Genomic DNA, 15,612 nt, shown 5'->3' with positions numbered 1-15,612 from the left:
GTTATTAATTCTTGCTTTAGTTATTGAGGAAGTATGGGCGGCGGTAATTAAAAATACCTTGCTGTAAGAGCTTTTGAGCATCATAACTGCTTTTTCCACCGAGTCCTTTAAATACGAAATTAAACCGGATTCCTGAATCAAATACGGCACCATCTTGATTTACTCCAGTAATAGACTGGTTTAAATCTGTTTCAATTTGTCTATGGCCGGTTACTTGAAATGCCCAACAACAGGATTGGTATTGCAAACCGGTTAGTAATTCTACGCTACGACCTGTTTCTAAATCGCGATGAAAACTAGCAATAAAATGCCAACTTTGGTTTATGGGTAAACTGGTAAATAAGCCCATTTGTTCAATTCTATTGCCAGAAACATCATTTGAAAAGCGATGATTCACTTGTACAAGTTGCTTGTCATCTCCTTTGTAATCTAGGGTGATATGCGATTGAATGATTTGCTTACCTTCATTGTCATATTGCACACCTGTTGATAGATACCAGCGACGATGCCAATGTAACATGGCTTCACCGGCAAAAAGAGCATTATATGTGTTTTGAGTGCTCAGGGTTGCTGTACCAGACGTTAAAAGTTGCTCTGATGGTTTAGCCTCATTTGAAAGATAAAATATCTGACCGACACTGAGGTTAAATAGTTCCTCGTTTTTTTGACTAAAAATACGAGTGGTTGCACCAAGGGTAAACTGGTTTGCGCCTGCGATCCTATCTACACTTGAATAGCGTTGGTCGCGAAACAAGCCAAAAAAGTCATCTTGTAATTTTGTTGTATCATAGAGGCCAATATTACTTTGATCTTTTTTTGGTACATAAAGATACTGAAGTTGTGGCGTTAAGGTTTGTAGGCCATTTTCGACTAACCAATTTGTATCACGTTCAAAAAATATTTGGCTGTATAAGCGTAGTTTAGGCAAGGTGCGGTCGACATTTTCTTCAAATGAGGTCCCTGTAAAATCGCCTTTTTGTTGATAGTTGGTTTGCAGTAAACTGACTTCAGATAAAAACGACCACGCATAATCTTGATACAGATATTGGGCTTTTGGCTCGATGTGTAATCGTGTTGCTTCATTTAGAGTCAGCTCTGTATTTTTAAAATGACTCAGTTCACCATTAAGCGTCAAATTTAGCCCTTGCCAAATAAAAGGATTGGTTTGAGAAAAGCTAATTTGCGGATAAGCCGAATAAGAACTCAAGTGATCGCCTAATACTTCGAAGTTTTGCACTTTAATATCTGTTTGCCAGCGCTCGCCCATGTAAGAAAGTAAGCCGGTGCGATAGAGTTGAGTGTCGGTTTTATTGGCGTATTCAGAACCTAAATCTGTCAGGTAGTTATCATCACTGATATTTGTGACGTCAATTGATCCTCGCCAATATTCATTAAGCTGTGAGTTTTGTTGCCAATGAAATAAATAGCGCTCGTCTAAAAGAGGTTCTGAATCATCATTATTTAAGTATTCAAGCGCGACTAAACCTTGATGCTGTTCGGTTAAATAGCGCCATTGAGTTTGTAATTGCAGCCCGATGTTAGACATGTATCGAGGGGTGATCGTAGCATCGTAATTTGGCGCAATATTCCAATAATAAGGTGTTTTTGTTTCAATACCAAAACGATCGGAACCACCAATATTTGGCGCCAAAAAACCTGATTTGCGTTGGTCATTAATCGGATAGGTAAAATAGGGTAGATATAAAACCGGTGTATTATAAATGCTTAAAATAGCATCGTAGGTTTCACCCCAACCTTCTTCTTGTGAAAGACGAATTCGAGATGCTGAAATTGACCAGGTTTCGTTTTCTGTAGGGCAAGTGGTGTAACTTGCGTTAAATAAATTGAGTTCACTGCCACCAATCGAAAGTTTGTCTGCTTTACCTCGGCCTTGCTGCTGAGTAAGTTGGTACTGCGCACCGAGTAAATTAAGGTCGTTATTAGTTAAATTTGCATTGAGCCCTGAGCTCGAAATAATCGATTGTTGATCTTGAAATGTAATCGGGCCGCGTGCATCCAGTAAGCCTTTTACTTGATCAATCAAAGCCGATTGTGCCAAAAGGGTCATGCGCGGGGAGTTGATTTGTACATCACCAGTAAATTCAGCGCTTCGCGTACCCAATATTTCAACGTGATCGGCTTGGATATCCATGGTATTTGCAGTTAACCCACTGAGCGGCTGCCAAGCTGGGGCTGAAAGTGAAGCTTTACATAAAGCAGGTGCCGCTTCAGCATTGGCTGTTGTTGTGTGGCAAAGGCCTGGAAACAACAATAAGCCCCAGATTTTGTTCATTTATTAACCTTAATGCTCGGGTGGTTAGGAGAAGGGCTGTATAATAAAACAATTTTAAATATTTCTCTAATGAATGAAATTGTTATGATAGTAAAAAAATGTAATTTTGTGACCTATGACTGAAAGAGAAATCCATTTAAATGCGTTTTTAAGCCTGCAAAATTTCCCTGCTGATAGCAAACTTGTTGCTATCACGGGTGATGCAAGCTTTCGAAAATATTATCGCATCACCACTGCAGCAAAGAGCTTCATAGTGATGGACTCAAATCCCAACGTGGTAAATAACCATCCTTTTATTGTATATAACACACTATTTAGTACTCAAGGGTTACGATTACCGACCATTTTGGCGTCTGATGAGTCGCTCGGTTTCTTTTTATTAGAAGATTTGGGTTCGGTTCATTTAGCTGATTTATTGGCATCGGATCATAAAATTGCTTATTACCAGCAGTTGATTGATTTATTGCCTCTAATAGCAAAAACGCCGCCAGACAGCACAATGCGTAAATACGATGTCGAGTTTGTGGCTTTTGAGCTTAATATTTTTAAAGAGTGGCTGGTAGAAGGCATATTAAAGCGTCGTCTTAATCAAGATGAGGACGCATTGTGGCAATCTGCAATCGCTTTTTTAAGTGATAATTTGTTGAATCAACCGCAAGTCACTGTGCACCGTGATTACCATAGCCGTAATTTAATGTATTACCAAAATCAATGGGTTGTTATTGATTATCAAGATGCGGTGACTGGGCCTGTGAGTTACGATTTGGTGTCGTTATTGCGCGATTGTTATCATCAACTTAGCGCCGATGAATTTAACCAATCATTCGATTATGGATTTAAGGTATTACAGCATTCAGGTTTATTACCTAACATTACTTTTTCGCAATTTCGTCGTTGGTTTGATTTGGTGGGAGTGCAACGTCATTTAAAAGCCGCAGGTATTTTTTGCCGATTATTATTGCGCGATCATAAAGCGGGTTATGTGCCTGCGATTTTACCTACGTTAGACTATGTGGTGACGGTTGCCAATGACTATCCAGAACTTGAAGAGCTGCAACATTGGCTTAGTGATCACGTTATTCCAAATTTAATCGAGGTATTATGAAAGCAATGATTTTGGCCGCAGGGCGTGGAAAACGTATGATGCCTTTAACTGCTAAACAACCAAAGCCGATGTTAATGGTGCAAGATAAGCCCTTAATTGTTTATCATTTAGAGCGTTTACGCGCAGCAGGAATTACTGAAGTCATTATTAATCTGGCGTGGTGCGGCGAAAAAATTCAGCAGTATTGCGGTGATGGTAGTCAGTGGGATTTAACAATTAAGTATTCGCAAGAAGTACCTGATGGTCTTGAGACCGCAGGTGGTATTATTCAAGCGTTACCTTTATTAGGTGAAACACCTTTTATCGTTATCAATGGGGATATTTTCACCGATTATGATCTCAGCAGTTTAACTCAATTACGTCTTGATGACGGGCATGCGCATTTAGTTTTAGTGGAAAATCCACCGCATCATCCAACAGGTGATTTTGCTTTTTCCCAAGGTTTTTTAGATGCCGATAGCACACCTCGTTTTACTTTTGCTGGTATTGCGCTGTACCATCCTGATTTTTTTGCTGGTTTGCTCGCAGACTTTCGCCCTTTAGCGCCATTGCTTAGAGCTAAAATGGCGCAGCAAAAAGTACAGGGGGAACGCTATTTAGGATTGTGGATTGATGTTGGCACACCTGAGCGATTAGCCGAACTAAATTTAATACAAGGACAGCAAGATGTGGGGTAAGGTAATTGGCACTATTTTTGGCTTTTTGTTTGGTCGTTGGCTCGGAGCCATTTTAGGTTTTTACCTCGGGCACATGTTTGATCGCTCTATCAAGCAAAACTTTGACAAAGTCGGCGGTTTTCAATCGTTATTTAAAGACGAAGAAGTAAGTGAGCGTCAAGCGTTATTTTTTTATACCTGTTTTTCAGTGATGGGGCACATTGCAAAGTCGAATGGCCGTGTGAGTGAAACGCATATCAAAGCCGCTGGTGTGTTTATGGACGAAATGCAGCTGCAAGGTGAAAGTCGCCAAGAAGCGCAAGACGCTTTTCGTGCCGGTAAAAGTAATGATTTTGCTTATATAGAGACACTTGAAGAATTTAAACTGCGCTTTAAAGGGCGGTATGATTTGCTGCAATTGTTTTTAGAAATTCAAATTCAAATGGCTTTCTGTGATGGTGTGTTATCTGACAATGAAAAAGCGTTGTTACAGCAAGCAGCAAAAGCTTTGGGGTTTTCGACTAGGCATTTTGCGTTTATTCTAAAGCGTTACCAAGCTGAATTTAAATTTAATCAGCAGCGTCAGCAATTTCGTGGCCAACAAAATAATCAGCAACGTCAAGCAAGTACTGCGCATTCAGGCATGGATCGAGAACAAGCACTTGCAGTGCTTGGGGTCAGCCAAGATGCAACAGCAGCTGACATCAAAAAAGCATACCGAAAATTAATGGGGCAACATCATCCTGATAAATTAGTATCACAAGGGTTGCCGCAGCATTTAATGGAAGTTGCCAAACGAAAAAGCCAAGATATTCAAGCTGCTTATGAATATTTAAAAAAGAATCCAGCTTAGTTTTTTGTCTCGCTACAAGCCTGATTTAGTTAAAAATCCATAGATTTCTTTCGTTAAACGAGCTTGCTGCTGCGGGCTTGTTTGACTGTTAAATAGCTCGCGTTGACGATAATTTAATTTGTGTTCACGTGTTGCAATGATCTTGCGTTGTAAGAGCGTTTCTTTCACTAGACTGCTATCGGTAGTGCTGAAAATATCCAGTACGGGCGGTTTTATTTTAGCAAAGCTTTTGTTTAGCCCTTCATTTTTAGCCATGTCTGGTAAATAGCTACTTAATAATATGAGCGCATCCACTTCTTCCTCTGGCGTCTTGCTAAAGTAATCAACTAATAATGTCGCAGTAGCTCCTTGTGCAATTACAATCACAAACCCTGGATGGCTGAGTGCAGTCTGGTATACAGCTTTAAAGCGGCTCAAAAGTTGTAATTGGTATGCATTTAAGGCGTCAGTATCGAGCAATTCGCCTTCAGGTGCATGGAACAGCGTGCCATCGTTTTTAATTTCTTGCTGATAAAAGTCAATAGGATCAGGGATATTCATGGCATAGCTCACCCAACCATATTGATTTAAGGTTTTACGCAGCGTGTCTAAACCATAATGATTATTGGCGGGCATGTGCCAATCGGGCATTAAAATGACGATACCCTTTGCCATTGCCGAGGTGCGGTCGCGAAATAACGTAGTAAATTCCGTTTCGCCAGCCAGCACCATTTTAATTTCATCACCGCGGTAATAATGAAATTGATCTTGTTGGAAAATACTTTCAAGTGAGTTTGGGGCTTTAATCTCTGGCGTCTCAGCCGCGACAAGATTAAGACTCCACATTAATAACAATAGGTATCGCACACTCAATCCACTTTGATTGAACAATGATTTATTATCGGCCTAAAAAACAAAACGTTGAGTTTTTTATCTGCGTGTGACTGCAACTGCGATAGCTTGGCTGCCCTAAAAAGGGCAGGGCGAAGTAAATTCTAGCGCCTGATTTGTAACTGGGTGCGTTAATGCAAGCCACTGGGCATGTAATTGTAAGCGACTGGCCATTTGAAATGCTTCAGAGTGGGCATAAAGCTTATCTCCCAAAATAACATGACCTTGCGAGAGCATGTGCACCCTAAGTTGATGCGAACGCCCTGTAATCGGTGTGAGAGCAACTCGCGTGGCATGCTCTTCATAATTGAGTACTTGCCAATGCGTGAGTGACGGTTTGCCATATTCAAAGTTAACCATTTGTTTGGGGCGGTTGGGCCAATCACAAATAAGGGGTAAATCAACTGAGCCTGTTTCAGGTGTTAACCTGCCAAATACTCGAGCGATATAACGCTTTTGTGTTTTTCGGTCTTGAAATTGACGGCTTACGTGGCTATGGGCAGCTTTATTAAGTGCCAAACAAATAAGGCCGGATGTTGCCATATCAAGCCGATGAACAATTTTTGCCGTTGGAAATACCCGTTGTGCGCGTTTTTCAAGGCAATCGGCATGTAACGGATCTTTACCCGGTACGGTCAGTAAGCCACTAGGTTTATTTAAAATCAAAAGGTCTTCATCTTGATAAATAATGTCAAGATACGGAGACATAGGGGGGGAGTAATTAAGTAACAAGGCCGACCTCTTAGTTAGAAGTCGGCCATTTTAGAGAAATGCTTAGTGAGACACAACAATTAAACGGATAGCGTCTAATTTGAGTTGGGTTTTATCAATATGCTGGGCTAGAGCCGTTTGTTGCTTCACAAAGAACCTAATTTCTTCTTCTCGGATATTTGGATTACATTGCTTGAGTGCGGTTAAGCGTGATACTTCATCACTAAGTGCAGCTTCCATATTTGTTTGTGCACTCGTTTTTAAGCTTTGCATTTGTTGCTCTGCTAGGCCTTGTGCCGTCGTGATTAAGGTGTGAATTTGCGGTTGAAGCGCTGTCACTAACTTGCTGCCTGTTTGGCGGCCAACGGCTGAAAGTTGCTGGTTAAACCCTTCAAAGCCGACATTAGCAGCAAGATTATTACCCGATTTATCAAGTAAAATTCGAATGGGTGTAGGTGGTAAAAAACGACCAATTTGGAGTGAGTTAGGTGCGGTTGCTTCGGCAATATAAATTAGCTCAACAAAAAAGGTACCCACTGGGAGTTTTTTATTTTTTAGTAAGGCTACGGAACTTGAACCAAAGTTGTCATCGGCAATTAATTCCATCGCGCCTTGTACCATAGGGTGATCCCATGAAATAAAGTGAATGTCTTCTTGTGCAAGCGCGGTTTCGCGGTCAAAGGTGACGGTAATGCCTTCGTCTTTTAAGCATGGAAATGATGGTACTAACATGTGCTCACTTGGGTGCAGTACAACGCTATTTTCGCCTTTATCATCTTGATTGACGCCAAAAACGTCAAAAATCTTGATCATAAACATGGCTAAGTGGGTTTCGTTATCACGCGCTGCAATGGCTTCAACAAGCTGCTCTGCACGACCTTGCCCACTTGAGTGCAGCTCTAGCAAACGGTCGCGGCCTTGCTCCATTTTATTTTTAAGCACTTTGTTTTGCTTTTCAACTTGCTCAAGCAATGGGTCGAGCTCATCTTCATCGCAGTTATGGCTTGCAATGAGTTCGAGTAATTCTTCAGAGAATTGTTGATACAGTAATTGGCCTGTACTTGATGTGTGCTCAAAACCGTTGATCCCTTCGTGATACCAGCGATACAGCACTTCTTGGGCGGTATTGGCAAAATAAGGCACGTGGATTTGTACATCGTGGGTTTGGCCAATGCGGTCTAAACGGCCGATCCGTTGCTCAAGTAAGTCAGGATTAAGCGGTAAATCAAACAGTACTAAGGTATGGGCAAACTGGAAGTTGCGCCCTTCAGAGCCTATTTCTGAGCATAATAATACTTGGGCTGCATTATCTTCACTGGCAAAAAATGCGGCAGCGCGGTCGCGTTCAATGATGCTCATGCCTTCATGAAATACTGCCGCTTTAATGGCTTCACGCTCACGTAACTCTTGCTCAAGTGTTAAAGCAGTATGTGCGTGGGCACAAATGACTAATACTTTTTCACGTTTAAGTTCTAATAACTTATCAACTAACCAATCAACACGAGGGTCGAATTTTGCCCACGTTGCACTACCGCCTTCGAACTCTTGATAAATTTGCTCAGGGAATAGGGCGCGTAAAGCTCTTTTTTCAGCACTAGGTGAGCCACCTAAATTGCCCATTACCGACATGGCTGTTTGATACTGTTTTGGCATTTTCATTGGGTGGGCAGAGAGCTTTCGCTCTGGGAAGCCACAAATACCTGAACGGCTATTTCTAAATAAAATGCGGCCGGTACCGTGGCGATCAAGCAATTGAGATAAAATATCTTTACGTGCTTGTTCATCACCTTGATTGGATTTTGTTAATAACTCGGCAATGTTTGTGTGCGATAACAAACCTTCAAGGGTTACTTGCGCTTGTGGGGTGATGCTTTTCTCGGCCATTAATTGATTGGCGGCATCTGCGACTTCTTTGTAATGGCTTTCTTCTTCAACAAAGGCGTCGTAATCATAAAAGCGATCGGGATCAAGTAGCTTTAAGCGTGCAAAGTGGCTTTCATGACCCAGTTGCTCAGGCGTTGCTGTTAATAAAATAAGGCCTTTAATATCTTGGCTAAGTGCTTCGATACGAAGGTATTCAGTACTCGGTTTGCTTTTATCAAAACGTAAGTGGTGCGCTTCATCGACCACTAATAAATCCCAATCAGCGAGCGTCGCTTTTTCAAACCAGGTTTTTTTCTTAGTGATAAATTCAAGGCTGACAAGAACAAGTTGCTCAGTTTCAAAAGGATTAAATGAGTCGGCGTACGCTTCGGTACAGCGCTCTTCATCGAAAATTGAAAACTTTAAGTTAAAACGACGAAGCATTTCAACCAACCATTGATGCTGAAGGTTTTCAGGCACCACAATTAAAATGCGATTGGCTCGGCCACTTAATAGCTGTTGGTGAATGATCATGCCCGCTTCAATGGTTTTACCTAAGCCTACTTCGTCAGATAATAAAACGCGCGGTGCAAAGCGTTTACCTACTTCTTCTGCAATATAAAGCTGATGTGGAATTAAGCTGGCACGAGGGCCGACTAAACCGCGTAACGACGATTGCTGATTTTGATGCTGATATTGCCAAGTTTGATAACGTAAAGTAAAACGCTCAAAACGGTCAATTTGCCCAGCAAATAAACGGTCTTGTGGGTGGTTAAATTTGATAAAATGATCTAAAAAAGTCTCTTTTAATTGCGCAGGTTCATCAGTATCAACACGAGTGCCGTGGTAACACAAAATACCATTTTGTTCGGTGCACGAATCAACTAATAGTTCCCACTCGTCAACTGAACGAATTTTATCCCCTGGATTAAACACTACACGAGTTACCGGCGCTTCTTGAATGGAATAAAGGCGGTTATCGCCGGTGGCTGGAAAAAGTATCGTAACGTTACGGCCCTCGACCGCCACTACCGTACCTAGCCCTAAATCTGATTCAGTATCACTAATCCAACGCTGACCTAAGGAAAAATTCATCGACTCTCTTGACCCTTTTGAAAAAAGGCGGCTATGTTACCCCTAATAAGCGCACCTTTCACCTGTTATTTTTACTCTCTGACCGTCTCTGATCTTATGGAGAGTGGGGTTATGAATTAAATGTAACCATGGCTTTCATTTAACTCGGTTTTTTATTACTAAATTGTAATAAAAACGCCTCTTTCGAGAAATAGACTAAACTTGAAGTTAAGCAGAAAAATCATAAAACAGAAGGAATAAATTTTATGGGAAAAATGCGAATTGATGAAAAAAAAATGTATGTACTTGATACTAATGTACTCCTACACGAACCTCTCGCTTTTTTATCTTTTGAAGAGCACGACGTAATCATTCCCATGACGGTTTTAGAAGAACTTGATCACATCAAAGATCGTAAAAAAGATGTGAGCCGTGATGCTCGAGTGGCTATTCGCTCGCTAGAGGGCCTTTTACACAATGCCACGCCCGAGCAAATGGTTGAAGGGGTGGCACTGCCCAGTACCAGCGTCGGTACTCGGGCTCAAAATGGAAAGTTAATGATAGTAAACGATCATTTGTTTGCTGAAGAAATATCAGGATTACCTGGCAATGAAAATGATCACCGCATTATAAATAGTGCTGTTCATCTACAAAATCAGCACCCTAATGTCAAAGTTGTTTTGGTAACTAAAGACATAAATATGCGCTTAAAAGCCAAAGGGGCAGGGCTTAAGTTTGTTGAGGATTATCGAACGGATCAGTTAATCGATGATATCAGCCTACTGAGTTTGGGTTATAAAAAGTTATCGGGTGATTTTTGGCAGACTGTTGGCCAATGTAAAAGCGATCAAGAAGGGCGAGAATTACACCATACGGTTGCCAAAGATTTAATCGGAGAAGTGTTTGTTAATGAGTATTTAATTGATGATACCGGGCATTTTGCTGCTCGAGTTGAATCGTTTACCGACACGCATGTGACCTTACTTGATTTAGGTCAAGAACGTTTAATGTCCCGAATGGCTTGGGGGATCAGACCAAAGAATATTTATCAAGCGATGGCGATGAATGCATTACTTGATACCCATATGGATTTGGTTATTTTAACTGGCCCTGCCGGTTGCGGTAAAACCTTGCTAGCGTTAGCTTGTGCGCTGGAGTTAGTCATTGAACAGGGTATTTACGATAAAGTGATCGTGACCCGAAATACCCCAGAAATTGCCGAGTCAATTGGTTTTTTACCCGGTACTGAGGAGGAAAAAATGGCTCCTTGGTTAGCTGCGATCACTGATTCTCTTGAGGTTTTACATAAAAGTGATCAAAATCCAATATCGAGTCGAAACTATATTATGGAAAAGGCCAATATTCAGTTCAAATCGGTCAATTTTATGCGAGGGCGTAGTATTCAAAATGCGATTGTTATTTTAGATGAAAGCCAAAATTTAACCGCAGCACAGCTAAAAACTATTATTACCCGCTGCGGAGAAGGTACAAAACTTATTTGTTCTGGTAATTTAGCGCAAATAGACAGTAATTACTTAACTCCAGTCACTTCAGGTTTAACTTACTTGGTTGAGCGCTTTAAAAACTTTGAAGGCAGTGCCAATGTTAATCTTAATGGGGTAGTCCGTAGTCGCTTAGCAGCTTTTGCTGAAGAGAATTTATAAAACCATAAATTTATCAAACTATAAAAACAGGCATGGTATTTGCTATGTCTGTAAATAGTTAAATAATGAAAAATTTATAACTATTACTTTAGTACTGCTAATATTTAGTTTTATAGTAGTCACTTAACTTTTAATTGAAATATAAGTTTCACAGGCATGATGCAACTTATAACAATGGCTGATATTGGGGAACAAATGGAGCGTGCTTTAGTTTTGGTCGTTGACGACGATCCCTTAAATTTAGTGGTCTTAAGGCAGACTTTGCAAAAGCATTACCGTGTGATCACTGCCAGTAATGGTTACGAAGCCCTTGATGCTGTGGTATCGAATCAAGTTGATTTAATTTTGCTTGATATCAAAATGCCAAAAATGGATGGTTATCAGGTATTAAAGCAATTAAAGAGCTCGACAGATACGCAAGCTATCCCAGTAATTTTTATTTCAGCTAATGACTCTCATGCTGATGAAGCTAAAGGTCTAGAGATGGGCGCAATGGATTATATAACTAAGCCATTTAGCCCTCCCATAGTATTAGTTCGCGTTAAAAATCAACTCACTATAAAACAAAAAAATGACTTACTTGAAAAGTTGGTTTCAATTGATGGCTTAACAGAAATAAATAATCGTCGTTTTTTTGATGATAATATTACAAAAGAATGGCGCCGCTCTTCACGTTCAAATGAAGAAATGGCGATGTTGTTGATTGATATCGATCATTTTAAGTTATTTAATGACAACTATGGCCACAGAGCTGGTGATGAATGTTTAAAAATGGTTGCTGCAACAATAAAATCTTTATGCCAGCGAGGCAGTGATTTTGTTGCGCGTTATGGGGGGGAAGAGTTTACTGCGGTGTTTTCACCTTGCGCGTTAGATGATGCCATTAAGCAAGCAGAGCGCTTACAAAAAGCAGTGTATGATTTACTTATACCGCATAAGTTTTCAACAACAGCACCCTATGTCACCATTAGTATTGGTGTGGCAAGTTCAAAGTCTAAAGATGTAAATAGTGTAGCAAGTTTAATTGAAGAAGCAGATAAGAGCCTGTATGAAGCTAAGGATGCGGGGCGAAATCAAGTCAAAGCAGCAAAGCGGATCAATTAAAAAAGCTCGTGGTAATAACTTTGCATGTTTACGTATTGCGCTGAACTTGGAGCTATCTTTGCCAAAGGGATAAGCGCAGGCCCAACTGGCTCGGCTAATAAATAATGTGATCCATTAATTACGGTATATTCATCACTTCTAAGGGTGGGGAGTTCAAAGCCAATTAATGCGTGCTCGGGTAAATAAATAAAAGCTATACTCAAACCGGGATAAATATTTTTTAAAATAGCCCCTAATAACACCATTTTACTATCGCAATCACCACCATTTCCACTGATCACTTTTAACGGTGAATTAAATCCCGAACCATCTGATGTTTTTCTATCTTCTAGCACTTGGTATGGAATTGACTGCACCCAATTGAGCGTAAAATTGATCACATCGCGAGGACGATTGTTTTGAAACTGACTTTTAATTGCCTCGGCTATAGGCGTTACATGGGCGATAGCTTTTTTAGCGAACTGAAGGTGATCTACCTTAATTCTTTTGCCAAACCAAGGGCTATCAAATGCAATAAAGCTTAAATCGTTGAGCTGTACTTTGCGTGCATCTTGTTCGACTTGTATTAATTCTAAGCGTATTTTATTGGTCAGTTCGGGTTGGTCAGTTTTAATTGTGTAAGTTACTTTATTATAGTTTTTCTTAAATTTGATTTTTACTTCTCTTGGATTGTATGTGCTTGCTTTATCAAGGAGCGCTTGGTAAACATTGTTTAGTATTACGTTTGGTTCATAGCGTTTAAATCGACGGTTGGCGTTACGCAGTAATTGATTATCGAGTTTAAAGGATAAGTTTTGTGGTTGTTTATTTGTATCCAGCCATTGATAATTATAGGCTGTATAAGTGTCGTATATTTTTTGTGTTCGTTCTAAGGCAGCTACCGATGAGGCACTTATAAGTAATAGCGCCCCCAATAATAGCTTTTTATGAACTGTAAGGCGGTATATAAAAAGGTATTTGAGATTCATTGATTGTTTCTTTGGCTATATTAGGAACGAACTTTTCAGCGTATTTTAAATATACTTTTTCCTTTATAAATATATTGAACAAGTCTGCATCTATATGACTATCTTTGGCCATAAACCCCATTATTTTTAGGCATTCAGTTAAGCTTTTTCCTGGTTTGTAGGGACGATCTGATGCGGTAAGAGCTTCAAAAATATCGGCAATCGCCATCATTCGAGCTGGGGCCGACATTTGCTCTTTGGTGAGTCCTTTGGGGTAACCACTGCCATCCATTTTTTCATGGTGGCCACAGGCGTATTCAGGCACATTTTTAAGGTGTTTTGGAAATGGCAGAGAATCGAGCATCATCACCGTAACATCAATGTGATGATTAATAATTGTGCGCTCGGCTGGCGTTAAAGTGCCACGCTGAATTTTCAAGCACTCTAATTCATCATCAGTAAATACTGATTGTTCAACGCCATTAATAGTTATGCGGTATTTTTCTGCTAATTGTTTTATGCGCTCTACACTCTCATCGGGTAAAAACTCTCCCCCTAAGTTTGTTGTGCGTAAAAAAGCCCTGTCGTTGGCTAATTGTTGCAATTCAGCATGTAAATCAATTTTAAGTTCAGGGTTTTTGAGTGCTGTTAGTTCGCGCTGTTGAGCGTAAATTTCAAGTTTTGCATCAATGTACTCAATGCGGTCAAAAATAGTTTGCAGCTTGGTGGCTTTGTCCATCACATATTCTGGAGTGGCTATTTTACCGCAATCATGTAACCAGCCTGCGATGTTAAGTGCATTTTGTTCTTGCTCAGTGAGTTCAAATTGAGCCAAAGGTCCTACTTTTGTATTGTTAACAGCATGGGCTAGCATCATCGTTAGTTCAGGGACTCGGCGGCAATGGCCTCCGGTATAGGGGGATTTTTCATCAATAGCGCGGGCGATGACTTTGGCTAATGACTCAAACAAGACTTCCATTTCACTAATTAACTGCTTATTGGTGAGCGCTACCGCGGCTAGTGATGTCATTGAGAGTACCAAATCAATTTCTTGTTGGTTGAAGGGGACAATTTGGCCATTTTCTTGGGCATTAATCAGTTGTAATACGCCATTTATTTCACCTTCATGATTTTGCATTGGCACCGTGAGGACCGATTTTGTCCGATAACCTGTTTTTTGGTCCATCGCCCTTGCACCGCTCAAATCGTGAGAGCAGGCTTGGTACGCATCTTCAATAATAATGGGTTTTTGAGTGGCGGCAGCGAGTGCAACAAGTGCGTTTTTATTGATTTCATTGTTGATATAAATCGGGATATTGTTAAAAGGAATAGGGGTGCTCGATGTGCCGCCCATGTATAACCTAAGAGAGTCATTTATCAGGGTTTCAAATTTAAGTTCGTGGTCGTTGGTAATTGAATAAATGGTTCCGCCATCAGCATGGGTGAGTGCTTTTGCACTACACAAAATATCCTCCAGCAGCTTAGTGGTGTTTTTTTCCGTTGATAAGCGATAGCTAAGTGCCAGTAATTCTTTTAAGGCATCGTCATTATTCAGTAACGGCATGTTCGCGCCTTATTCAATCCATAAGTAATGAGCATAGCTGTAATGATGCAGGTAAGGCGAACAATCATAGTATTATTTCCTGACCTTCTTTTGCGATATCAAAACGCATAGGTTGGTTTTGATCGTACGCTGCAAGAATGTCTAATAATTGACTGTCTAATCGTTCAGGTGAGTGACTATAAAGTAATAGCTTTTTCACTTTAGCCGCTTGTCCTAAGGCGATTGCTTGGTCGATTGATGAATGACCCCAACCAAGTTTCGACGGCATTTCGCTGTCGGTGTATTGTGCATCGTGAATTAATAAATCAACACCGGCCAAAAAATCACACCACTGTGTTAACGTAGTTTTTAAATTATCGGTTGAATAGAGTTCGTTGTCGGTGACATACGCGATTGTTTTGTTGCCACAACTAATTTTATAGGCAAAGCCGCCATTGGGATGGTTGATGGGTTTTGTAAGCACCTCAAACCCTACAATGTTCAGTCTTGCGACTTCTTCACTTAACGAATGGACCGTAATTTTGGCACTTAATTTATTGGCGGGCACTGGAAAAAAGCTTTTGTCCATTTGTTCTAAAATGGCTTTAGGTTGCATCGGTTCAGTGGGGGCGCTGTAGATATGAATATTGCGATTGGGTTGGTAAGCGGGAATAAAAAAAGGAAATCCTTGAATATGATCCCAATGATTGTGACTCAACAAAATATGAATGGGTTGAGTTTCTTTTGCTAAACGTTCGCCCAGTAAACGAATACCCGTGCCAGAATCAAGTATGAGTTTATTATTATTGGCTTCGAGCAACACACAGGCTGTATTACCACCAAAAATCACTGTATCAGGGCCTGGGGTGGGGATGGAGCCTCGGGTACCATAAAAGGTTACTTTCATTATCGCTTCGCTTGTCATTATA

Annotated in this window: 12 protein-coding genes; 5 read left to right on the top strand and 7 right to left on the bottom strand. The window is 40.5% G+C overall.

What is annotated here, in order from left to right; genetic code table 11:
- Positions 1-16 precede the first annotated feature (16 nt).
- Positions 17-2,293 carry an LPS assembly protein LptD gene (lptD, locus tag AC3KZC_RS13630; protein WP_490577079.1) on the bottom strand — a complete coding sequence of 759 codons (2,277 nt, stop codon included), beginning with the start codon at positions 2,291-2,293 and terminating at the stop codon, positions 17-19.
- A 115-nt stretch (positions 2,294-2,408) separates the two neighbouring features.
- On the opposite strand from lptD, the gene AC3KZC_RS13625 reads away from it, so the two are divergent.
- From AC3KZC_RS13625 to djlA, 3 genes are read left to right on the top strand one after another with little or no spacing between them, the layout of a single operon-like run.
- Entirely contained in the window at positions 2,409-3,398 is a 990-nt protein-coding gene (locus AC3KZC_RS13625) for an aminoglycoside phosphotransferase family protein (RefSeq protein WP_490577080.1), read from the top strand.
- Complete coding sequence (gene murU / locus AC3KZC_RS13620; RefSeq protein WP_490577081.1) at positions 3,395-4,075, top strand: N-acetylmuramate alpha-1-phosphate uridylyltransferase MurU; 681 nt, start codon at positions 3,395-3,397, stop codon at positions 4,073-4,075. Before AC3KZC_RS13625 ends, murU begins: the two co-directional genes overlap by 4 nt.
- Positions 4,065-4,907, top strand: a complete 843-nt coding sequence (djlA, locus tag AC3KZC_RS13615; protein ID WP_490577082.1) for a co-chaperone DjlA — start codon at positions 4,065-4,067, stop codon at positions 4,905-4,907. Before murU ends, djlA begins: the two co-directional genes overlap by 11 nt.
- A 12-nt stretch (positions 4,908-4,919) precedes the next feature.
- On the opposite strand, the gene AC3KZC_RS13610 is transcribed toward djlA, so the two are convergent.
- The 3 genes from AC3KZC_RS13610 to rapA form a co-directional block, all read right to left on the bottom strand.
- Complete coding sequence (locus AC3KZC_RS13610) at positions 4,920-5,753, bottom strand: DUF3530 family protein (RefSeq protein ID WP_490577083.1); 834 nt, start codon at positions 5,751-5,753, stop codon at positions 4,920-4,922.
- 102 nt (positions 5,754-5,855) lie between these two features.
- Positions 5,856-6,509 (bottom strand): bifunctional tRNA pseudouridine(32) synthase/23S rRNA pseudouridine(746) synthase RluA, encoded by a 654-nt coding sequence (rluA, locus tag AC3KZC_RS13605; RefSeq protein ID WP_490577084.1) that lies wholly within the window; start codon positions 6,507-6,509, stop codon positions 5,856-5,858.
- Positions 6,510-6,551: 42 nt separating this feature from the next.
- Positions 6,552-9,446, bottom strand: a complete 2,895-nt coding sequence (gene rapA / locus AC3KZC_RS13600) for an RNA polymerase-associated protein RapA (protein WP_490577085.1) — start codon at positions 9,444-9,446, stop codon at positions 6,552-6,554.
- A gap of 245 nt (positions 9,447-9,691) precedes the next feature.
- Here rapA and AC3KZC_RS13595 point away from each other — a divergent pair, with 245 nt between their 5' ends.
- Entirely contained in the window at positions 9,692-11,089 is a 1,398-nt protein-coding gene (locus AC3KZC_RS13595; RefSeq protein ID WP_490577086.1) for a PhoH family protein, read from the top strand.
- A 156-nt stretch (positions 11,090-11,245) separates the two neighbouring features.
- Complete coding sequence (locus AC3KZC_RS13590) at positions 11,246-12,193, top strand: diguanylate cyclase (protein ID WP_490577087.1); 948 nt, start codon at positions 11,246-11,248, stop codon at positions 12,191-12,193.
- On the opposite strand, the gene AC3KZC_RS13585 is transcribed toward AC3KZC_RS13590, so the two are convergent.
- From AC3KZC_RS13585 to AC3KZC_RS13575, 3 genes are all read right to left on the bottom strand, one after another.
- Complete coding sequence (locus AC3KZC_RS13585; RefSeq protein WP_490577088.1) at positions 12,190-13,161, bottom strand: hypothetical protein; 972 nt, start codon at positions 13,159-13,161, stop codon at positions 12,190-12,192. The two genes, AC3KZC_RS13590 and AC3KZC_RS13585, sit on opposite strands and share 4 nt — an antisense overlap.
- A complete protein-coding gene (locus tag AC3KZC_RS13580) occupies positions 13,118-14,704 on the bottom strand; it encodes an HD domain-containing phosphohydrolase (RefSeq protein WP_490577089.1) in 1,587 nt (528 codons plus the stop codon). Before AC3KZC_RS13580 ends, AC3KZC_RS13585 begins: the two co-directional genes overlap by 44 nt.
- Positions 14,705-14,768: 64 nt before the next feature.
- Complete coding sequence (locus AC3KZC_RS13575) at positions 14,769-15,590, bottom strand: MBL fold metallo-hydrolase (protein ID WP_490577090.1); 822 nt, start codon at positions 15,588-15,590, stop codon at positions 14,769-14,771.
- Positions 15,591-15,612 lie beyond the last annotated feature (22 nt).

Source organism: Pseudoalteromonas sp. J2K-J031 (assembly GCF_058197095.2).
Note: the sequence above shows the minus strand (reverse complement) of the source record. Positions and strands in the feature narration are given on the sequence as shown.

Coding starts and splice junctions, on each gene's coding strand:
- AC3KZC_RS13580 (WP_490577089.1), bottom strand. CDS start 14,704: ATGCCGTTACTGAATAATGACGATGCCTTAAAAGAATTACTGGCACTT.
- djlA (WP_490577082.1), top strand. CDS start 4,065: ATGTGGGGTAAGGTAATTGGCACTATTTTTGGCTTTTTGTTTGGTCGT.
- AC3KZC_RS13590 (WP_490577087.1), top strand. CDS start 11,246: ATGATGCAACTTATAACAATGGCTGATATTGGGGAACAAATGGAGCGT.
- AC3KZC_RS13585 (WP_490577088.1), bottom strand. CDS start 13,161: ATGAATCTCAAATACCTTTTTATATACCGCCTTACAGTTCATAAAAAG.
- lptD (WP_490577079.1), bottom strand. CDS start 2,293: ATGAACAAAATCTGGGGCTTATTGTTGTTTCCAGGCCTTTGCCACACA.
- rapA (WP_490577085.1), bottom strand. CDS start 9,446: ATGAATTTTTCCTTAGGTCAGCGTTGGATTAGTGATACTGAATCAGAT.
- murU (WP_490577081.1), top strand. CDS start 3,395: ATGAAAGCAATGATTTTGGCCGCAGGGCGTGGAAAACGTATGATGCCT.
- AC3KZC_RS13575 (WP_490577090.1), bottom strand. CDS start 15,590: ATGAAAGTAACCTTTTATGGTACCCGAGGCTCCATCCCCACCCCAGGC.
- AC3KZC_RS13625 (WP_490577080.1), top strand. CDS start 2,409: ATGACTGAAAGAGAAATCCATTTAAATGCGTTTTTAAGCCTGCAAAAT.
- AC3KZC_RS13595 (WP_490577086.1), top strand. CDS start 9,692: ATGGGAAAAATGCGAATTGATGAAAAAAAAATGTATGTACTTGATACT.